This is a genomic window from Caulobacter rhizosphaerae (assembly GCF_010977555.1).
Taxonomy (GTDB): Bacteria; Pseudomonadota; Alphaproteobacteria; order Caulobacterales; family Caulobacteraceae; genus Caulobacter; species Caulobacter rhizosphaerae.
In genome coordinates, this window is the sequence record NZ_CP048815.1 from 3,280,079 (window position 1) to 3,299,844 (window position 19,766).

General features: G+C 68.4%; 22 protein-coding genes. 5 read left to right on the top strand and 17 right to left on the bottom strand.

The window, feature by feature from the left end:
• Window positions 1-65: 65 nt before the first annotated feature.
• Window positions 66-998 (bottom strand): outer membrane protein assembly factor BamD, encoded by a 933-nt coding sequence (locus tag G3M57_RS14945; protein ID WP_162251634.1) that lies wholly within the window; start codon window positions 996-998, stop codon window positions 66-68.
• On the opposite strand from G3M57_RS14945, the gene G3M57_RS27745 reads away from it, so the two are divergent.
• The gene (locus G3M57_RS27745; RefSeq protein ID WP_255355509.1) at window positions 952-1,083 is read left to right on the top strand and encodes a hypothetical protein; all 132 of its coding nucleotides are present in this window, start codon (window positions 952-954) and stop codon (window positions 1,081-1,083) included. The genes G3M57_RS14945 and G3M57_RS27745 overlap by 47 nt on opposite strands.
• A gap of 106 nt (window positions 1,084-1,189) precedes the next feature.
• Here G3M57_RS27745 and lpxC read toward each other — a convergent pair whose 3' ends face one another.
• Window positions 1,190-2,086 carry a UDP-3-O-acyl-N-acetylglucosamine deacetylase gene (gene lpxC, locus G3M57_RS14950; RefSeq protein WP_056755630.1) on the bottom strand — a complete coding sequence of 299 codons (897 nt, stop codon included), beginning with the start codon at window positions 2,084-2,086 and terminating at the stop codon, window positions 1,190-1,192.
• Between the two features lie 289 nt (window positions 2,087-2,375).
• On the opposite strand from lpxC, the gene G3M57_RS14955 reads away from it, so the two are divergent.
• Together G3M57_RS14955 and G3M57_RS14960 are read left to right on the top strand one after the other, a co-directional pair.
• Window positions 2,376-4,481, top strand: a complete 2,106-nt coding sequence (locus G3M57_RS14955; protein WP_163231437.1) for an alpha/beta hydrolase family protein — start codon at window positions 2,376-2,378, stop codon at window positions 4,479-4,481.
• A 60-nt stretch (window positions 4,482-4,541) separates the two neighbouring features.
• The gene (locus tag G3M57_RS14960) at window positions 4,542-5,606 is read left to right on the top strand and encodes a hypothetical protein (RefSeq protein WP_163231439.1); all 1,065 of its coding nucleotides are present in this window, start codon (window positions 4,542-4,544) and stop codon (window positions 5,604-5,606) included.
• A gap of 85 nt (window positions 5,607-5,691) precedes the next feature.
• Here G3M57_RS14960 and G3M57_RS14965 read toward each other — a convergent pair whose 3' ends face one another.
• The 6 genes from G3M57_RS14965 to yajC form a co-directional block, all read right to left on the bottom strand.
• Entirely contained in the window at window positions 5,692-6,447 is a 756-nt protein-coding gene (locus tag G3M57_RS14965; RefSeq protein ID WP_163231440.1) for a squalene/phytoene synthase family protein, read from the bottom strand.
• Between the two features lie 83 nt (window positions 6,448-6,530).
• Window positions 6,531-7,145, bottom strand: coding sequence for a urate hydroxylase PuuD (locus G3M57_RS14970; protein ID WP_163231442.1), 615 nt, complete (start codon window positions 7,143-7,145; stop codon window positions 6,531-6,533).
• 83 nt (window positions 7,146-7,228) lie between these two features.
• Entirely contained in the window at window positions 7,229-7,582 is a 354-nt protein-coding gene (locus G3M57_RS14975) for an Mth938-like domain-containing protein (protein WP_163233739.1), read from the bottom strand.
• Window positions 7,583-7,584: 2 nt separating this feature from the next.
• Window positions 7,585-8,532 carry a protein translocase subunit SecF gene (gene secF, locus G3M57_RS14980; RefSeq protein ID WP_056755613.1) on the bottom strand — a complete coding sequence of 316 codons (948 nt, stop codon included), beginning with the start codon at window positions 8,530-8,532 and terminating at the stop codon, window positions 7,585-7,587.
• Between the two features lie 9 nt (window positions 8,533-8,541).
• A complete protein-coding gene (gene secD, locus G3M57_RS14985; RefSeq protein WP_056755610.1) occupies window positions 8,542-10,140 on the bottom strand; it encodes a protein translocase subunit SecD in 1,599 nt (532 codons plus the stop codon).
• Window positions 10,141-10,214: 74 nt separating this feature from the next.
• A complete protein-coding gene (yajC, locus tag G3M57_RS14990; RefSeq protein ID WP_056755607.1) occupies window positions 10,215-10,523 on the bottom strand; it encodes a preprotein translocase subunit YajC in 309 nt (102 codons plus the stop codon).
• A gap of 121 nt (window positions 10,524-10,644) precedes the next feature.
• Here yajC and G3M57_RS14995 point away from each other — a divergent pair, with 121 nt between their 5' ends.
• The gene (locus tag G3M57_RS14995) at window positions 10,645-11,484 is read left to right on the top strand and encodes an ATP-binding protein (protein ID WP_163231444.1); all 840 of its coding nucleotides are present in this window, start codon (window positions 10,645-10,647) and stop codon (window positions 11,482-11,484) included.
• An 18-nt stretch (window positions 11,485-11,502) separates the two neighbouring features.
• Entirely contained in the window at window positions 11,503-11,742 is a 240-nt protein-coding gene (locus tag G3M57_RS15000) for a hypothetical protein (protein ID WP_056755602.1), read from the top strand.
• A gap of 86 nt (window positions 11,743-11,828) precedes the next feature.
• Here the strand turns inward: G3M57_RS15000 and dipM are convergent, their stop codons facing one another.
• From dipM to scpB, 9 genes are all read right to left on the bottom strand, one after another.
• The gene (gene dipM, locus G3M57_RS15005; protein WP_163231446.1) at window positions 11,829-13,718 is read right to left on the bottom strand and encodes a cell division endopeptidase DipM; all 1,890 of its coding nucleotides are present in this window, start codon (window positions 13,716-13,718) and stop codon (window positions 11,829-11,831) included.
• A gap of 126 nt (window positions 13,719-13,844) precedes the next feature.
• The gene (locus tag G3M57_RS15010; RefSeq protein WP_056755596.1) at window positions 13,845-14,501 is read right to left on the bottom strand and encodes a protein-L-isoaspartate(D-aspartate) O-methyltransferase; all 657 of its coding nucleotides are present in this window, start codon (window positions 14,499-14,501) and stop codon (window positions 13,845-13,847) included.
• Window positions 14,501-15,295 carry a 5'/3'-nucleotidase SurE gene (gene surE, locus G3M57_RS15015; protein WP_163231447.1) on the bottom strand — a complete coding sequence of 265 codons (795 nt, stop codon included), beginning with the start codon at window positions 15,293-15,295 and terminating at the stop codon, window positions 14,501-14,503. The genes G3M57_RS15010 and surE overlap by 1 nt, the downstream gene beginning before the upstream one ends.
• Before the next feature lie 121 nt (window positions 15,296-15,416).
• Window positions 15,417-16,712: a serine--tRNA ligase gene (gene serS / locus G3M57_RS15020; RefSeq protein ID WP_163231449.1), complete on the bottom strand. Its 1,296-nt coding sequence runs from the start codon at window positions 16,710-16,712 to the stop codon at window positions 15,417-15,419.
• Between the two features lie 253 nt (window positions 16,713-16,965).
• Window positions 16,966-17,868 (bottom strand): twin-arginine translocase subunit TatC, encoded by a 903-nt coding sequence (gene tatC / locus G3M57_RS15025; protein ID WP_163231450.1) that lies wholly within the window; start codon window positions 17,866-17,868, stop codon window positions 16,966-16,968.
• Entirely contained in the window at window positions 17,865-18,434 is a 570-nt protein-coding gene (tatB, locus tag G3M57_RS15030; protein ID WP_163231452.1) for a Sec-independent protein translocase protein TatB, read from the bottom strand. The genes tatC and tatB overlap by 4 nt, the downstream gene beginning before the upstream one ends.
• Before the next feature lie 84 nt (window positions 18,435-18,518).
• Complete coding sequence (locus G3M57_RS15035; RefSeq protein WP_028040730.1) at window positions 18,519-18,743, bottom strand: twin-arginine translocase TatA/TatE family subunit; 225 nt, start codon at window positions 18,741-18,743, stop codon at window positions 18,519-18,521.
• Window positions 18,744-18,889: 146 nt separating this feature from the next.
• Window positions 18,890-19,075: a hypothetical protein gene (locus tag G3M57_RS15040; protein WP_200945249.1), complete on the bottom strand. Its 186-nt coding sequence runs from the start codon at window positions 19,073-19,075 to the stop codon at window positions 18,890-18,892.
• 35 nt (window positions 19,076-19,110) lie between these two features.
• Window positions 19,111-19,764, bottom strand: coding sequence for an SMC-Scp complex subunit ScpB (gene scpB, locus G3M57_RS15045; RefSeq protein WP_163233740.1), 654 nt, complete (start codon window positions 19,762-19,764; stop codon window positions 19,111-19,113).
• Window positions 19,765-19,766: the final 2 nt, after the last annotated feature.

The window sequence follows — 19,766 nt, forward strand, 5'->3', positions numbered from 1 at the left end:
TCGCCCGCCAAGGCCTTCCGGAAACGAAAAACGGGCCGATCCTTCTAGGACCGGCCCGCTGTCTTCTACATGCCCAGGACGCCCATCAGGCCGCCCTTTTTCTTCTTGGCTTCGCCCGGCGGGGCCAGGGTGGTGTCCTTGTCGTGGATCAGCCGGTCGATGAGGTTCTTCTTGTTGCCGGCCTTCAGCGGCTCGACGGCGGGCTTGAGGCCGTTGTTGGTCAGCAGCTTGTAGGCCTCGGCGTACCAGGGATCGCCCGGGAAGTTGTAGCCCAGCACCGCGCCGTTGCGCTTGGCCTCGTCCAGCAGGCCCAGGGTCAGATAGCTCTCAACCAGGCGATAGAGGGCCTCGGGGGTGTGCGAGGTGGTCTGGTGGCGGTCGATGACGGTGCGGAACCGGCCGATGGCGGCCAGGGTCTGGCCGTTGCGCAGGTAGTAGCGGCCGATGGTCATTTCCTTGCCGGCCAACTGGTCGCTGACCATGTCGATCTTCAGGCGGGCGTCCTGGGCGTATTCCGAGTTGGGATAGCGCTGGACCACGTCGCGCAGGGAGGCCATGGCCTGCTCGGTGGCGGCCTGGTCGCGGTTGACGTCGACGATCTGCTCGAAATAGCAGACGGCCTTCAGATAGTAGGCGTATGAGGCCGACGGGTTGCCCGGATACAGGCCGATGAAGCGGTCGGCGTCGGAGATCGCCTCGTTGTACTGGTTGCCCATGTAGTGGGCGTAGCCGGTCATCAGGATCGAGCGGCGCGACCATTCCGAATAGGGGTGCTGGCGCTCGACCTCGCGGAAATAGTCGACGGCCTCGTTCCAGCTGCCGCGGTCCAGGCGGTTGGCGCCGGTCGAATACAGCAGCTCCACCGGACGCTCTTCGTAAGCCAGGGTGGGCTTCTTGCGCTTGCCGGCGCAGGCGGAGACCGACAGGGCGACCAGCACGGCGGTCGCGACCATGGCCACCTTGCGTCCCGAGAAATTACGAAGCACGGACTTTATCACCCTCGAAGCAAACGTGCGCCCCTGCGCCGCCGTGCAAGGCTTCTACACCACGCCGATGCGGGCGCAAATGGAAGCCGAGCCGTGACGAGGATACGCCCCAAGACGCATCCCCCGGGGAATCCGCCCAAACGCTACAGACATCGGCTTTTTGACCAAATCAGGTCGAAGCGCGACGCCTGCGTATCAGTTTGTCAGACAGCCTCGGCCAATTCCACCGAATGGGCGCGCATCCGCCAGGCGGAAGGGTTGGCCATCAGGGCGCGGACGATGGCGTTGTTCAGGCCGTGACCGGCCAGCACGCCCTCGAAGCGGCCGATGATCGGCGCGCCCAGCACATAGAGGTCGCCCACCGCGTCCAGCGCCTTGTGGCGCACGAACTCGTCGGGACGGCGCAGGCCTTCGGGGTTCAGCACCCGGTCGCCGTCGATGACCACGGCGTTCTCCATCGTGCCGCCGCGGGCCAGGCCGATGGCGCGCAGGGCCTCGACGTCGCGGAGGAAGCCGAAGGTGCGGCAGTCGGACAGCTCGGCGCGGAACGAGTCCTCGTCCACCACCAGGTCGACGCGCTGGCGGCCGATGGCCTTGCTGGCGAAGGCGATCTCGAAGGCCACCTCGAAGCGGTCGCTCGGCGACAGGCTGGCGCGCTTGTCGCCGTCCTCGACCGCTACCGTCTTGAGGATCTCGATGTAGCGACGAGCGGCTTCCTGCTTGCGACGACCCGCGCGGTCGAGGATCTGGACGAAGGGCTCGGACGAGCCGTCCATGATCGGCACTTCCGGACCGTCCAGCTCGACGACGCAGTTGTCGATGGCCAGGGCCGCCAGGGCGGCCATCAGGTGCTCGATGGTCGAGACGCGCACGTCGGCGGCGTTGTTGATCACGGTGCCCAGCTGGGTCTGGCAGACGGCGTCCGGCTTGACCGGCACGCGGTTGTCGCGATCGTGGATATCGGTGCGTACGAAGACGACGCCGGCGTCGACCGGCGCGGGGCGCACGGCGACGCGCACGTGCGAGCCGGTGTGCAGGCCCACCCCGGCGAAGATGACCGGTCCGGCGACCGTATGCTGAAAATATGCCGAAGCCGACACGTGAGACCCTTACCTTGACCAGCGGGGCGGTTCATCGACCGCCTTCTCGCCCCGCCTAACATCTAGGGAAAATGCTGCGTCGCGGCAAAGCAAGTCCTGTTTCCGATTGTTACCTCTGTAGTCGTTTGTTTTTCATGGCTTTTTCGGACGATCAACGGTCATATTTTCGTCGCATTGCGAAGCTTGGCGCCTGAGAGGACGATCTTGCGCCCCTCCCCTGGCTTCGCTGGCATGTCCTCGCTAGGCTTGCGGCTCTTTCCGGCGCCAACGCCTCCTGGATACCGCTTCCATGACCAAGACCTTGCGCACAGCCGCTTCCGTCCTCGCCCTATCCATGGGGGCCCTGTCGGTCGCCGCCTTGGCCCCGGCGCCGGCCGCTTTCGCTGAAGGCCGCGGCTTCACCGCCAAGGACATGGTGCAGCTGGAGCGGATCAGCGATCCGCGCGTGTCGCCCGACGGCCGCTTCGTCGTCTACAGCGTGCGGACGATGGACTACGCGGCCAACAAGGCCTCGATGTCGCTGTGGATCGCCGACCTGAAGGCCAGGATGGCCCCGCGCCGGCTGGCGGTGTCCGACGGCGGGGCCAGCAGCCCCCGCTGGTCGCCCGACGGCAAGGCCCTGTATTTCGTCTCGGGACGGACCGGCGGTCTGGACCAGGTCTATCGCACCGACGCGGCCGGCGAGACCGCCGTCCAGGTGACCAAGGCTCCGTTCGACGTCGGCGCCTTCAAGATCGCGCCCGACGGCAAGACCATCGTCATCGCCCAGGCCGTGTTCCCCGACTGCGACACGCTGGAGTGCACCAAGGACAGGCTGGCGGCCAAGGGCGGGCAGAAGACCACCGGGGTGGTCTACGACAAGCTGTTCATCCGCCACTGGGACACCTGGGCGGACGGGACGCAGAATCACCTCTACGCCCTGAAGCTGGACGAGGCGGGCATCGCCACGGGCGCGCCGGTGGCGCTGATGAACGGCTTCAACGGCGACGCGCCGACCAAGCCGTTCGGCGGCGACGAGGACTTCGCCATCACGCCGGACGGCAAGACCGTGGTGTTCTCGGCCAAGCTGGCCGACCGCGAGGAATCGTGGAGCACCAACTACGACCTGTGGCGCGCGCCCCTGGATGGCTCAGCCAAGCCCGAGAACACGACGGAGGCCAACAAGGCCTGGGACGCCCAGCCCAGCGTCTCGCCCGATGGCAAGGTCCAGGCCTGGCTGGCCATGAAGCGCCCCGGCTTCGAGGCCGACCGCTTCGCCATCATGGTCCGCGAGGGCGACAAAATCCGCGAGCTCTCGCCCGCCTGGGACCGCTCGGCCCAGTCGATCGCCTGGAGCGCCGACGGCAAAGCCATCTACACGACCGCTGAGGACGTGGGCCAGACCAAGCTGTTCGCCGTCGACGTCAAGACCGGCAAGGTCACCGCCCTGACCGGCGAGGGCCATGTCAGCGGCTTCAGCGTCGGCCCGCAGTCGATCGTCTACGCCCAGGACAACCTGAAGGGCCCGGCCCAGCTCTACGCCCTGTCGACGGTCAAGAAGGGCGAGGCGCCCATCAAGCTGACCAACAACAACGCCGAGGCGCTGGCCGGCGTGGCCATGGGCGAGCCCGAGCAGTTCAGCTTCCCCGGCTGGAACGGCGAGACCGTGCACGGCTACCTGGTCAAGCCGGCCAATTTCGACCCGGCCAAGAAATACCCGGTCGCCTTCCTGATCCATGGCGGCCCGCAAGGCAGCTTCGGCAACCTCTTCCACTATCGTTGGAACGCCCAGACCTACGCCGGGGCCGGCTATGCGGTGGTGATGATCGATTTCCATGGCTCGACCGGCTACGGCCAGGCCTTCACCGACGCGATCAGCCAGCATTGGGGCGACCGCCCGCTGGAGGACCTGCAGAAGGGCTGGGCCTTCGCGACCGGCAAGTACGGCTTCCTCGACAAGGACCGCGCCTGCGCCCTGGGCGGCTCATACGGCGGCTTCATGATCAACTGGATCGCCAGCCAGTGGAAGGAGCCCTGGAAGTGCCTGGTCGACCACGACGGCATCTTCGACAGCCGGTTCATGGGCTATTCGACCGAAGAGCTGTGGTTCAGCGAATGGGAAAACGGCGGCCCGCCCTACCAGGCCGGCACGACCTATTCCAAGTTCAACCCCGCCGACCATGTGGACCAGTGGAGCGTGCCCGAACTGGTGGTCCAGGGCGGCCAGGACTTCCGCGTGCCGCTCGAGGAAGGCATCGGCACGTTCACGGCCCTGCAGCGCAAGGGCGTCCCCAGCAAGCTGCTGTATTTCCCCAACGAGAACCACTGGGTGCTGAAGGCCCAGAACTCGGTGCAGTGGCACGACGAGGTGCTGAAATGGCTCGACCAGTGGACCAAGGGCGAGCAGGTCAAGTAATACGCTTATAAGTTGCAGATCAGCGCCCCTTCCGTTAGTTTGGAGGCGGAAGGGGCGATCATGTTCCAGCTGTTCCGCGCGATCTCGAACCGCATCACGCTGCAATCTCGATTGGGCGGACGCTATGCCGAGGCCCGGGTGCTGGCCGCCGAGCTGGACCTGGATCTGACCGAGATCGCCCTGCGCCACGGCAGCCAGGGCCATGCCGAGGGCGGCACGACCGCCGACAATAGCCAGGCCGAGCGCGAGGAGAAGTTCAGGCGCCTGACCGAGGGCTTCAACAGCCCCTACCCCAGCGAACAGATCGCCGCGGCCGTCGACCTGCGCAAATGGATGGTGCGCGACTACGGCCTGGAGCGGCTGAGGTGGTTCGTGCCGCAGCTGCGCGAACGGTACATCCACGCGATCGGACCCAAGGCCGCCAAGCTGGAGCCGATCGTCTTCGCCCCCGAGGACGCCAACCGCGCCGAGCTGGAGGCCGAGGCCCTGAGCCTGCTGGAGCGCCTGAAGCTGCTCTACACCCTCAGCAGCGAGCGCGAGGTGCTGACGGGCCGAATGCGGCGCTGGGCCCTGGGCCTGCTGTGCTGGCTGTTCCTGGCGCTGATGATCACCCGCCTGCTGCCCAACATCAGCCCGCCCGGCGCCATTCGCGAGTCGGTGACGGTGATCGCCAACTTCTCGCTGATCGCCTTCGTTGGCGCGGCCGGAGCCATGGTCTCGGTCCTGAGGCGCACCGAGTCGGCCATGGCCTCGGCCTCGTCCGACATCGACCCCGTGCGCCAGGTCAGCGCGCTGAGCCAGGGCCTGACGGCCGTGTTCATCGCCGCCTTCGTGGGCATGTCGGTGTCCTTCGTGCTGGTGGCCTTCTTCGCCAGCGGGCTGGTGCGCGAGGGCGCGATCGTCGGGTCGGGGGCCGCGACGCTGTTCCCGCAGATCGTGCCCTGCCGCTACGACTGCCCGATCACCCTGGTCAATCGCGGCCTGATGTTCCCGGCCGCCGTCGACGCCGCCAAGATGATGGTCTGGGCCTTCATCGGCGGCTTTTCCGAACAGCTGGTGCCCGACGTGCTGGACCGTCTGACCAAGGCCGCTCGGCAGACGAAGAAACCGTCGGAGGCGGCGTAGGCCGGGGACATGCCCTTGCGGCGTGTCCCCAGTTTCAGGCGCCGCGCTTGCCGATGGGGACATGCCGCAAGGGCATGTTCCCAGCTTAGATCCGCCCCGTCGCCACCGCCCAGGTCAGCCGCAGGCGCTTCTCCAGCTCGCCCAGCTCCCGCGCGCCCAACTGCGCCATCGCCAGGGCCGCCGGCGCCGCGGCCGGAAAGGCGGCGATCGGCAAGGCCTTGAGCGCCACATTGGCCTTGGCGCGCGCCTCCCCCACCCGGCGGCGGACGTCGCCCTGCGTCCAGTCGGCCGGCAGGCGCTGGACCCCCGCCCGCTTCAGCCGCCACAGTCCCGCCAGGCCATAGGCCCGGGCGGCGTCCTGCACGGCGTGGGGATCGGCCTTGGGGTCCAGCCGCCAGGCGGCCAGCATCGCCGTCGCCCCGGCCGTGGCGTCGACATAGGCCAGGACCTGGCCCTTCGTCTCGAATGGCGTAGCGTCGAGATCGGCCATCCGGGCCTCGGCCATCTCGGCCAGGGCGCCCAGGGGATAGCCGGCGGCGGCCACGGCCTCGACCGTGGGGTGGCGGCGCGGCGGCTGGCCGGCGGCGATCTCCTCCATGGCCTCGCGCCACCAGGTCAGGCGGATCTCGCCCATCAGGGCGTTGCTAACCCCGCCGGCCACCCGGGCCAGCTCGTAGTTGAAGGCGTAGAGCGCGATCACGTCGGTCCGCGCCTTGGGATCGGCAATGAACCGGCTGGCCAGCCAACGGTCGGGATCGACCCGGCGCACCAGGGCGTCCAGATCGGTGTCCGGGGCGTCGTTGCGGTGGGCGATGTCCAGCGTGGTCTTCGGCGTCGTCATGGGCGCGGCTTATGCGCCGCCTAGCCCAAAAGAAAAAGGCCCACGGGTCCCGTGGGCCTTCCTCGTCCGTCCTGATCGGGCGATCAGTTGAACAGCGTCTGGTACATCGTCATCGTCGCCAGCATCGGGATGCTGAGCAGGGTGTTGATGCGCGAGAACAGCATGGCCATCTTGGCCGCCTTGGCCTTGGCGTCGGCGTCCACCTCGACGATGCCCAGGGCCCGCTTCTGGTTCGGCCAGATCACGCCCCAGACATTGATGAACATGATCGTCGCCAGCCACATGCCCAGGCCGATGAAGGTGAAGCCCATGTCGACGCCGCGCTCGTAGCCGCCCCACAGGCCGAAGGTCGCCGCCTCGGCCAGGTAGCCGCGACTGAACGCCAGGACCACGCCCATCAGCCAGGTGGCCAGCGCCGCCCAACGGAACCAGAACAGCGCCTCGGGGGCGATGTACTTGGACACCGCCGGCTTCAGCTCGGCCGGGATCTGCGGCATGACGCGGATCTGCACGAAGTTGAAATAGTACAGCAGCCCGATCCACAGGATGCCGAAGAACACGTGCAGCAGGCGGAACACCGCCTGGAAATAGGCCTCGTCGAAGCCGTGCGGGCTGTGGCCGAAGCCGAACGCGATCACCAGCGCCAGCAGGACGCTGACGATGATGGTGTTGCGGAAATTGGAAAGTAGTCCGGTCATGTCCAGGCCCCCTAATGCCCCTGTTGCAGGGTCAGGTATAGGGCGTCTGGCGGAGTCGGCAAATAGACGCGATTGGCCCCGCCCTAGACGGCGATCAGCGCCGCCGCCAGCCGCCGGCCTTCGCTGGCCAGGACGTTGTAGGTGCGCGCGGCGGCCTCGGTGCTCATGAACTCCAGACCAAGCCCCGCCGCCTTCAGGGCGTCACGCACCGGGCGCGGCGGCAGGGCGTTGACCAGGCCCACGCCCAGCAGCACGAACTCGACCGCCCCGCCCGCCGCGAAGACCTCGGCGAAGTCGTCCGGCGTCAAGGCGGCCAGGCTGGTGGCGCCCCAGGATCGCGGCTGGTCGTCGAGGATCAGCAGCGAACCTGGACGCCAGTCGCCGGAGACGCGGAACCCGCCGCCGCCCCAGGCGTCGATCGATGGCGGCTGGCGCAGCATCAGGGCCGTGTGCCGGCGCCGAGCTTGATCGGCGTGGCTTCTTCGTCGCCCCGCTTGACGCCCCAGACGAGGATCAGCGGCAGGGCGATATAGACCGACGAATAGGTGCCGATCAGGATGCCGAAGGTCATGGTGAAGACCAGCGGGAACAGCACCGGGCCGCCGAACACCATCGTGCCGCCCAGGGCCAGCAGGGCCGTGGAGCCGGTGATGATCGTCCGCGACAGACGCTCGTTCTCCGACAGGTCGATGATGTCGCGCAGCGGGGTGGTCTTGTACTTGCGCAGGTTCTCCTTGAGCCGGTCGAAGGTGATGACCTTCTCGTTCATGGAGTAGCCGATCACCGTCAGCAGGGCGGCGATCGAGGTCATCGAGAACTCGATCTGCAGCACCGATAACAGACCCAGTGTCAGGATGATGTCGTGGAACACGGCCACCACGGCGCCGACGCCGAACTGCCACTGGAACCGGAACCAGATGTAGCCCAGCATCAGCACCAGGGCGATGCCCAGGGCCTTGAAGCCCGACCCCAGCAGCTCGCCCGAGACCTTGGCGCCGATCACCGACGGGGCCGGCATGGTCATGGTCGGGAAGTGGGCGACCAGCTTCTGCTTGATCTCGGCCGCCTCGGCGTTGGCGTTCTGGCCCGCCTCCGGCAGAAAACGGATCATGGCGGAGTTGGGCGAGCCGAAGCCTTGGACCTGGGCGTCGTGAACGCCGATCCGACCCAGCTCGCCGCGAAGCTCGGCCAGCGGAACGGGCGTGGGCATGCGCGCTTCCATGGCGATGCCGCCCTTGAAGTCGATGCCCAGGTTCAGGCCCTGGGTGAAGAACGAGACGCACGAGCCGGCGATCAGCAGGGCGGAGATCGCCGCGGCGACCGGAGCCCACTTCACGAAGCGGAAGTGGGTCTGGCGGGGGATCAGGCGGATGAGGGGCCAAGCCATGATGGAAACCTAAGCGATCGGCAGCTTCTTCGGACGGGCGGTCTTGAACCACCAGCCGATGAGCACTTGAGTGATGATGATGGCGGTGAACACCGAGGTGAACACGCCGATCGACAGGGTCCAGGCGAAGCCCTTGATGGGGCCCGAGCCGAACCCGAACATGATCGCGGCGGAGATCAGGCTGGTGATGTTGGCGTCCATGATCGAGACCATGGCCCGGCGGAAGCCCGTGTCCGCCGCCGACATCGGCGATCGTCCCGCCGCGGCCTCGTCCCGCATCCGTTCGTAGATCAGCACGTTGGCGTCGACCGCCACCGCCAGGGTCAGGATCAGGCCGGCGATGCCGGGGAAGGTCAGGGTGGCCTGGGTCATCGACATGATGCCGACGATCAGCAGCACGTTGGCCACCAGGGCCAGGGCCGCGAACACCCCGAACAGGCCGTAGGCCAGGATGATGAACACGAACATCGCCGCCGCGCCGATGGCCAGGGAGATGGCCCCGGCCCGGACGGCGTCGGCGCCCAGCTCGGCTCCGACGGTGCGCTGCTCTTCCAGGTTCAGCTTGGCGGGCAAGGCGCCCGACCGCAGCAGCAGGGCCAGTTCGGCGGCGCTTTCCGGCGTGAAGTTGCCGGTGATGATGCCCGAACCGCCCGGCAGCGGCTGATTGATCCTGGGGGCCGAGATGTATTTGCCGTCCAGCACGATGGCGAAGCGCTTGCCGACGTTGCGGGTGGTGGCGTCACCGAACTTGCGGGCGCCGGAACCGCCGAAGCGGAAACCGACCGCGGGCGCGCCGTTCTGGTCGAACTCCTGGTTGGCGTTAACCAGGTCCTCGCCGGTCACCAAGGCGCGCTTGGCCACTGGGATCGGCGGCTCGCCGGGCTGGGTGCCCGGGATGACCACCACGCCAGGCGGGATGCGGCCAGCGACCATGTCTTCCTGGGTGACCGTCTCGTCGACCATCTGGAAGGTCAGCTTGGCGGTCTGGCCGATCACGGCCTGCAGGCGGGCGGGGTCGCTTTCGCCGGCCGCCTGGATGACGATCCGGTTGCTGCCCTGGCGGGTGATCGTCGGTTCCTTGGTGCCCAGGGCGTCGATCCGGCGTCGGATCGTCTCGATCGACTGGGTCACGGCCTTGGCGGCGTCCGCCTTGGCCGCTTCCGGCACGAAGGCAAGTTCCAGCTGGCCATCGCCATTATTGGTCACGGTCGTATCGCGCCCGGTAACCGTCCCTTGCAGCTGGCCGCCGATCGAGCGGCGCAGCAGGCTGACCGCCTGGTCCACCTTGGCCGGATCGGTGATGCGCACCCGCACGACGCCGCCCGCCTCGCCCAGTTCGCCGAACTCGATCTGGTCGTTGCGCAGGGTGGTGCGCACGTCCTCGACCATGTTGGTCAGGCGTTCGGCCCGCAGCGCATCGGTGTCGACCTCGTAGAGCAGGTACGAGCCGCCCTGCAGGTCGAGCCCCAGGTTGAGCTTCTGGTGGGGAACCCAGCCTGGAAGCGCGTCGAGCGTCTTCTGCGGCAGCACGTTGGGCAGGGAGAAGACGATGCCGAAGATCACCGACAGGATGACGGCGGTGACTTTCCAGCGGGAGAGGGTCAGCATGGATTACAGGCTCTGGACGACGCCCTTCGGCGTCAAGTTACGGGCGGCGCCTCGTGGTCGACGCGGAGTGGTGATCAGCTCTTGGGATCGTTGGCCGGGGCCGGTTCGCCCTTGGCGCGGATCTCGGCGATCATGCTCTTGACCACCTTGACGGTCACGCCCTGGGCGATCTCGACGCCGACCTCGGTCTCCTCGACCCGGACGACCTTGCCCAGCATGCCGTTCGACAGCACGACGTTGTCGCCGCGCTTGACGGCGGCGATGGCCGCGGCGTGCTGCTTGGCGCGCGTCTGCTGCGGGCGGATCAGCATGAAATAGAAGAGCACGACCATCAGGATGATGGGCGCGATCTGGATCAGTTGGGCTTGCAGTCCACCGGACATGTCGTCTCCAAGAAAGTCTGGTTAGCGTCCCCGCCCACATGGGGGGCCCGCCAAGTCGGCGGAAGCTATGCGTTCACCTCTCCTTTTGCAATGACAGCTGGGTGGGGCTAGGAGGCAACACATGAACGACGCCGCCCTGCCCCTGCTCGCCCGCATCGCCGACGCCCTGGAGCGCCTGGCCCCCGCGGCTCCCGCCGCGCCCGACTTCGGGGCCGGACGGCTGTTCCGGCACGAGCCGAAAGGCGACGGCTTCGTCCCCGCCCCCGACTATCCGATGCCGCTGGACCTGCTGATCGGCGTCGAGCGGCAGAAGGACCGGTTCGTCGAGAACCTCCGCCGCTTCGCCGTCGGCCTGCCCTGCAACCACGTGTTGCTGTGGGGCGTGCGCGGCACGGGCAAGAGCTCGCTGACCAAGGCCGCCTTCATGGGGATGGCCGCCGAGTATCCGGCCCTGAAGCTGATCGAGGTCGATCGCGACGAGGTCGCGGCGTTGCCGCCGCTATTTGATGTGCTGCGGTCGTGCGCGGAGCGCTTCGTGGTGCTGTGCGACGACCTGTCGTTCGAGGACGGGGCGGCGGCGGCCAAGGCGCTGAAATCGGCCCTGGAGGGCGGCGTGGCCGGCCCGCCGGAGAACGTGCTGTTCGTGGCCACCTCCAACCGCCGCCACCTGATGCCGCGCGACCATGTCGAGACGCAAGGCGCGATCGCCGCGGCCGAGAACGCCGAGGAGGAGATGAGCGTCTCCGACCGCTTCGGCCTGTGGATCGGCTTTCCGCCCATGGACCAGCCCACCTACCTGGCGGCGATCCACGGCTATGCCGAGCGCTTCGGGCTGCAGGTCGAGAACCTTGAGCGCCGGGCGCTGCAGTGGTCGCAGCTGCGCGGCGCCCGCTCGGGCCGGGTGGCCTACCAGTTCATCCGTGACCTGGCCGGGGAGCTGGGTGTAAACCTGCCCGCCTAAACCCCGCGGGAGGCCCGGATGGGCAAGCCCTGGTTTCGCGTGAAGCGCTACGGGTTCGGCGCCGGCCTGCCGTGCCGCTGGCAAGGCTGGGCGCTGCTGATCGGCTTCCTGGTCGTCATCGTCGCCAGCGGCGTGGTGTTCGCCGGACGAGACCCCATGCTCCATCTGGGCCTGGTGCTGGCCTCGACGGCGGTCGTGGTGATCGTCAGCTGGCGCAAGAGCGACGGCCCGTGGAAGTGGCGCTGGGGCGACGCGTAGCCGACGCCCGCGCTCCGCCCCCTATAGGGGCGGACAGACCGCGCAGCGGTCAGGTGGGGCAAGTTAGCGCCCCACCTCCCCGCCTTCTACTTCGGCAGCACCAGACCCGGATCCACCGGCCGCGCCTTGTCCTTGGGCGTGGGCGCGTAGCGGACCTCGAAGTGCAGCTTCGGCTCGCTGGCGCCGCCGGTCTGGCCGACCGAACCGAGCGTGGCCCCCTGGGCGACCTGCTGGCGCATCTTGACCTGGATGTCCGCGAGGTGGGCGTAGGCCGTCACCCAGCCGTCCGCATGCTTGACCAGCACCAGGTTGCCGAAGCCGGGCACCTGGTTGCCGGCATAGACCACCTCGCCCGCCGCGGCGGCGCGGACCGGCGTGCCGGCCGGCGCGCGGATATCGACGCCGTCGTTGCGCTGGCCGGCGCCCTTGGGGCCGAAGTCCGAGATCGTCTCGCCCTGCAGCGGCCACACGAAGCGGCCGCGACCGGCGGCGGTGATCTCGGCCTCGGTCGGCGGCGGGGTGCTGCCGATGATCTGGCCCGAGGACGGCGGCGGCGTCACCGGCTGGGCCGAGACCGGACCGGTGGGCGTGCGCGGATAGCTGGAACTGGGCGACGGCGTATAAGGGCGCGGTGACGACGGCAGCGAGGCCGGCGGCGTAGTGGCGGCCGGCGGGGTGTAGCTGGGGGTCGGCGTGACCGGGCGCGGGGTCGTGGGACGCGGCGCCGGCGGGGCGGTCGTTACCGTGGTCTTCAGCGGGCCCTTGTCGCGATAGCCGGACGGCAGGCGCAGTTTCTGGCCCTTCTTGATCGCCGCCGAGGTGCGCAGATTGTTCTCTTCGGCCAGGGCGGCCGGCTTGACGTTGAAGCGCTTGGCGACATTGGCCAGGGTGTCGCCGGTCTGGACCACATAGGCCTTGGCGGTGGTTTCCGGGCCCTTCAGCTTCTGGCCGGGATTGATGCGATACGGCGCCTTGAGGTCGTTGTCCTTGGCCAGGTCGGCGCGGGTGGTGTCCAGGGTGCGGGCGATGGCGTCGATATTGTCGCCCCGCTTGACGGTGTAGGCGCGGCGCGGGCCGGCGACCTCGACCACGGGCCCCGTGACGCTGACCGTCGTGGTGGTGACCGGACGGCCGGCGGGGACCTCCTCCTCCTCGACGTCGCGGGACGGAGCCGGCGCGGTCGCGTGGCTGGACGGCGAACCGATCGGCGGCAGGTCGCCGGACGACGGCGCGCCGCTGGCCGGGCCCTGGGCGACCGGCTGCATCACGGTGGTGCGGCTGGGACCCTTGTCCCTGTAGCCTTCCGGCAGGCGCAGCTTCTGGCCCTTGCGGATCGCCGAGCCGGTGCTCAGCTCGTTCTCCTCGGCCAGGGCCGCGGCCGGGACCGAGAAGCGCTTGGCGATGGCGAACATCGTGTCGCCTGTCTGGACGACGTAGGCCTTGGCGTCCTTGGTCTCCGGCCCCTGCAGCACCAGGCCCGGATGGATCCGGTACGGCGACTTCAGGTCGTTGTCCTTGGCCAGCTGGGCGCGGGTGGTGCCCAGGGTGCGGGCGATGGCGTCGATATTGTCGCCCGACTTGACCTTGTAGCTCTTGGGCGGGCCGGCGATCGTCACCACGGGGCCGCCGACGGTGGTGACCACCACCGGACGCGCGGCCGGCGCCGGGGCCGGACGGGCTTCAGCGACGGGAGGGGGCGGCGGAGGCGGCAGCGGCTGGGTGGTCGTGGCCGGGGCCAGAGGCTGGCTGGAGACGCCGACGCTGCCGGCGGGCGCGGAGAAGGTGGGTTGCGGCTCGTCGGGCGGGGTCGAGGGCCCCTCGGGCTGCTGGTTGGCCGGCGGGGCCTGGACGATCGGGAAGTTCGGAGTCGGAGCCTGGCTCCGGGTGGGATACTGCGCGCCGCCCGTGCTCTCGCAGGCCGCGAGCGTTCCAGCCGTCAGGGCGATCACCGCCGCGCGCGTCCACAACTGCCTCATAGCCTCTCCTCTACCTTGCATAGGCTCCAGTCGCCGCCGCAAGGGTAAACCAACCATTAAACATCTCGCGTCGTCCCGAGAACCCTGCGCAAGCACCCACAGGGAAAACCCGGCGACGCCGGCCCGCTATTCGCGGGCGACGCCGTCCAGGATCGGGACGAAACGCACGTCGCACAGGACTTCGACCGTGAAGCCCCCCTTCCCGTCGCCGGCATAGCGGCGAAGGCTCTGCACCGGCCCCTTGCCCACGGGCGCGACGAGCACGCCCTGCGGCTTGAGCTGCGAAAGCAGAGTTTCGGGTTCATCCTGCGCCGCCGCCGTGACCAGAATGCGGTCAAACGGCGCCTGTTTGGGCCAGCCCTCCCATCCATCCCCAAATTTCGTGATGACATTGGTCAGGCCCAGCACCGCGAAGCGGGCCTCGGCCTCCTTCATCAGGGTCCGATAGCGCTCGATCGTATAGACCAGGCGCGAGACGCGGCTGAGAACGGCGGTCTGGTAGCCCGAGCCTGTGCCGATCTCCAGCACCCGGCAGCGCGGCTCCAGGGTCAGGGCCTGGGTCATCAGGCCGACGATGAACGGCTGGCTGATGGTCTGGCCGCAGGCGATCGGCAGGGCCGAGTCCTCCCACGACCGCTCCTTGAACAGGTCGGGCGTGAACAGGTCGCGCGGGGTCTTCTCGATGGCGTTCAGCACGGCCGGGTCGGTGACCCCCTGGGCGCGCAGGGCCTTCATCAGCGCCTGCAGCCGGGCCTCGGGCGTGTCGGCCTTGGCTTGGGCCATCACGAAGCCGCCTCCAGCTTGGGAGGCGCGCCACCGAGCAGGCCCTTCAGCGCCGCCACGGTCGGGTTGTGGGTCAGGTCGATGTGCAGCGGCGTGACCGAGATCTTGCCTTCGTAGACGGCCTTCAGATCCGTACCCTCCGCCGGCTTGGACGGCTTGAGAACAAAGCCCGTCCAGTAATAGTCGCGACCGCGCAGGTCGGTCCGCTTTTCCATGCTCCGCATGTGCGAGTCGCGGAAGCCCTGGCGGGTGACTTCCACCTCGGTGACCGCTTCCGGGGCAAGGGCCGGGAAGTTGACGTTCATGATGACGTCCCTGGGCCAGCCGATCTCCAGCAGGCGGCGGACGACGCCCGGCCCGAAGTGCTCGGCCGTCTCCCAGTGGGCCACCACCTCGTCGTGGAAATAGGTCATGGCCTGCGACAGGGCGATCGACGGGATGCCCAGGGCCATGCCCTCGATGGCGCCGGCCACCGTGCCCGACAGGGTGACGTCCTCGGCCAGGTTCTGGCCGCGGTTGACGCCCGACAGCACCAGGTTCGGGGCTGGGCCCTCGATCAGCTGCTGCACGGCCATGGCCACGCAGTCTGTGGGCGTGCCCTCGACGGCGAAGCGGCGATCGTCGACCCGGCGCACGCGGATCGGGTCCGACAGGGTCAGGGCCCGGCCGGCCCCGGACTGCTCGTACTCCGGGGCGACGATCCAGATGTCGTCCGACAGCGTCCGGGCGATGCGCTCCAGGCTTTGCAGGCCCTCGGCGTGGATGCCGTCATCGTTGGTCAGGAGGATGCGCATCTAACGGGCGAGCCCCCTCCGCCCCTTCGGGCCACCTCCCCCAGAGGGGGAGGATCTGCACGGTGCGGCGGCCATTAGATGCTCCCCCTCTGGGGGAGCTGTCGCGGAGCGACTGAGGGGGTCACGCGGCGCCCCCGATATGCGTCACGCCGCCCATGTAGGGGACCAGCGCGGCGGGCACCGTGATCCGGCCGGTCTCGTCCTGGTAGTTCTCCAGCACGGCCACCAGGGTGCGGCCGACGGCCAGGCCCGAGCCGTTCAGGGTGTGGACGTAGTGCGTGCCCTTCTCGCCGGCCTTCTTGAAGCGGGCGTCCATGCGCCGGGCCTGGAAGTCGCCGCAGTTGGAGCACGAGCTGATCTCGCGATAGGTGTTCTGCGACGGCAGCCAGACCTCCAGGTCGTAGGTCTTGCGGGCGCCGAAGCCCATGTCGCCGGTGCACAGCAGCATGGTGCGGAACGGCAGCTCCAGGGCCTTCAGCACCGCCTCGGCGCACTGGACCATGCGCTCGTGCTCGGCTTCGGACTGGTCGGGCGTGGTGATCGAGACCAGCTCGACCTTGTAGAACTGGTGCTGGCGGATCATGCCGCGGGTGTCGCGGCCGCTGGCCCCGGCTTCCGAACGGAACGACGGCGTCAGGGCGGTCATTCGCAGGGGCAGCTCGGCCTCGTCGGTGATCTGCTCGCGCACGATGTTGGTCAGGGAGACTTCGGCGGTGGGGATGAGCCAGTGGTCGACCGTGGTCTTGAACAGGTCCTCGGCGAACTTCGGCAGCTGCCCGGTGCCGAACAGCGCCTCGTCCTTGACCAGCAGCGGCGGGCTGATCTCGACATAGCCGTTCTGGACAGTCTGCAGGTCCAACATGAACTGGCCCAGGGCCCGTTCCAGCCGGGCGACCTGGCCCTTGAGCACCACGAAGCGCGCGCCGCTCATCCGGGCGGCGGCTTCGAAGTCCATGCCGCCCAGGGCCGCGCCCAGGTCGACGTGGTCCTTGGGATTGTTCAGGCGGCCGGCCGGCAGCTTGGACGGATCGCCCCAGCGGCGGACCTCGACATTGCCCGCCTCGTCCTCGCCCTTGGGTACTTCCGGCGCGGGGATGTTGGGCAGGCTGGCCAGCAGGTCCTTCAGCTCGCCGCCGAACCGGTCCTCATCGACCAGGGCGTGGGCCATGTCGCCTTTCAGCGCCTCGACCTCGGCCATCAAGCGTTGGGCCTCGGCCTCGTCCTTCTTGGCCTTGGCCTGGCCGATCAGCTTGGAGCTTTCGTTGCGCCTGGCCTGGGCCTCCTGCAGCGCCGTCTGGGCGGCGCGCAGCTGGGCGTCCAGCCTGACCGCCTCGGCGGCCGCGCCCGAGCGGCCCTTGGCCGACCAGGCGGCTTCGAAGGCTTCGGGATTGTCGCGGATGGCCTTGATGTCGTGCATCGGAACGCTCGGAAGAGAAGTCGTTAAGAAGCGACCTCTCTAAGGCGCGTCGGCGGGGGCGCCAAGCGTGGTGTCTTGCCCCGCCCTCCCCAAACGACCGTCATCCCGGGCCTTGTGCCCGGGACCCCTTTATCGGCCGCAGGTGCGGAGGGATGGCGCGCTGGCGCGCCAAAGCGCTTCACCGTCGGCTGAACCAGGGGTCCCGGGCACAAGGCCCGGGATGACGGTTAAAAAGGGGTGGGTTTACCCGCCGCTAAACCGCCACCACGTCCTTGGTCTGCTCGGCCTCGTCCTTGGCCTTGCGGCGTTCGATCAGCCACACGCACCAGATCGAGATCTCGTAGAGCAGGCACATCGGGATCGCCAGGGTCATCTGGCTGATCGGGTCGGGCGGGGTCAGGATGGCGGCGGCGATGAACACCCCGACGATGGCGTAGCGGCGGCCGTCGCGCAGCATCTTGGAGCTGATGATACCGGCCATGCCCAGCAGCGAGACCACCACCGGGAGCTGGAAGCACAGGCCGAAGGCCAGCAGCAGCGAGGTCACCAGGGTCAGATAGTCGCTGACCTTGGGCAGAAGCTCGACCGAGATGCCCTGCCCGAAGATCTGCTGGTTCAGCGAGAACCAGACGATGAACGGCAGCATGATGTAATAGACCAGCGCCGCGCCCATCGCGAACAGCACCGGCGAGGCGATCAGGAACGGCAGGAAGGCGTTGCGCTCGTTCTTGTACAGGCCCGGCGCGACGAAGCGGTAGAGCTGCCAGGCCAGGACGGGGAAGGTCACGACGACCGCGCCGAACGCTGACAGCTTCAGCTTGGTGAAAAACTGCTCCAGCAGGGCCGTGAAGACGAACTTCTGGTGGCCGGCGGCGGCGGCCGGGACCTCCTTGAGGCCGACCAGGGTCATGATCAGGTCGAAAGGGCCGTGATGTCCGCCGGCCTTGCCGGCGGCGACCATGTTGGCGGCCACCTCGTAGGGGTGGATCAGGAACAGGAACAGCTGCTGCGAGAAGGCGAAGCAGACCCCGAAGCCGACGAACAGCGCTACCACGCAGATGATCAGCCGCCGGCGCAGCTCGATCAGGTGGTCCATCAGCGGCGCGCGCGAGGCTTCGATCTCGTCTTCCGGATCGTGTCCGATGGCGTTGGTCACGAGACGATGTCCGATTTGGTCGAGGGCTTGGCCGCGCGCTTGCGGACCGGCTTTGTGGGAACCGAGAGATCATCCTTGGCGGCCTTGGCCGCCTTCGGCTTGGAGACGATCTCGGCCGTCTTGGCGGCGGGCTTCTTGGCCGGCGCCCTGCGCTTCGGCTTGGGCTCCGAGACGATCTCGACGCCGGGCGCGGGCGCTTCCAGGGACGTGGCCGGCTGGTAGGCGTCGTGCGGCGAGACCTTGACCGCGCCGCTGTTGAGGCTGGCGTCGATGTCGGCGAACACCTGGTCGACGTGGCTGGCGTCGCTGGCCTGGGCCGCGGCGTCGCGCATCGGGGCGGTGTACTGCCCTTCACGCATGGCCTGGACCTCGCGGCGCAGCTCGTCCAGTTCCGACTGGCGGGCCATCTCGTCGAAGCTGGCGCGGAACTCGTTGGCCATGCCGCGGATCTTGGCGACGAACTGGCCGAGCTTGCGCAGCAGGACAGGCAGGTCCTTGGGCCCCACCACGATCAAGGCGACCGCGGCGATGACCAGGAGTTCCGTTCCGCCGATATCAGGGAGCATGGACGCGCCTTAGAGCGAACCGGCGCCGCCGGGTTCGCGAAGTGAAACGACAGTCGCGCCGGCCGAGCCGGCGCGACGAATCCCCTACGACTTGCGCAGGTCTTCCTTCTCGGCCTCGGTGCGCGGCAGGGCGCCCGTGGACTTGTTGGCCGCGACGTCGTCGGACGGATCGTCCTTCAGGCCGTCCTTGAACGCCTTGATGCCCTTGGCCGCGTCGCCCATGATGCCGGACAGCTTGCCGCGCCCGCCAAACAGCAGGGCCACGACCGCGATCACGATCACCCAGTGGATCCAGCTCATGCTACCCATGACGACGATGCTCCTTGCGACAGCGGCCCATTAGCCGCTGCGGCGTGCCGTTACAATATGCCAGCCGATATATAAGCGCATGCGGCGGTCCCCGCCACGGAGCGCTTTGACGCGCGCCCCGGAACTTCGGAACCAGGCGGCGAGCCCTATTCCTTTCGCTGGCTCGGCCATTCGATGGACGCCAGCACCCAGAGACCGATCAAATTCGCCAAGGGCGCCAGGGCCAGAAGCCCCCACCATCCCGAAAAACCCATTCTCTTCAAGATTTTGACGACTGGCAGCCCGATAAGCGCGACCGGAGCCAGCACGATCAACCAATGAACGATCGACATTGAACCCATAGTTTTCCCCCTTCGAGATCTCAGGCCTAGGACGCGTCCCCCAGGAAATCCTGTGCGAATTCCGGGGCCTCGTCGCCGTCCTCCAGCGGATCCTCGTCCTCGCCGGTTCGCAGGCCCATCGGGTCGGGCACGGTGAAGCCCGGCGGCAGGTCCAGGGCCAGCAGGCCGGCCGCGCGCATCTCGGCGATTCCCGGCAGGTCGCCCAGGGTCGCCAGGCCGTAGTGCTCGAGAAAGGCGTCGGTGGTGCCGAAGGTCACGGGGCGGCCGGGCGTGCGGCGGCGGCCGCGCATCTTGACCAGGCCCAACTCCAGCAGCACGTCCAGCGTGCCGCGGCTGGCCTGCACCCCGCGCACCGCCTCGATCTCGGCCCGGGTGACCGGCTGGTGGTAGGCGATGATCGCCAGGGTCTCCTGGGCGGCCTTGGACAGCCGCCGCGGCTCCTCGCGCTCCTCGGTCATCAGGAAGGCCAGGTCGGTCGCGGTCTGGAACCGCCAGCGGCCCGCCACCTGGACCAGCTCGATGCCGCGGCCGGCGTAGCGCGCGTACAGGTCGGCCAGACCCGCGCCGACGTCCGCCCCCTCGGGCAGGCGCTTGGCCAGGTCCTCGACGCTCAGCGGCTCGGCCGCGGCGAACAGCAGGGCCTCGATGCAGCGGGTGGTGAAGAGCGGGTCGATGGTCATGT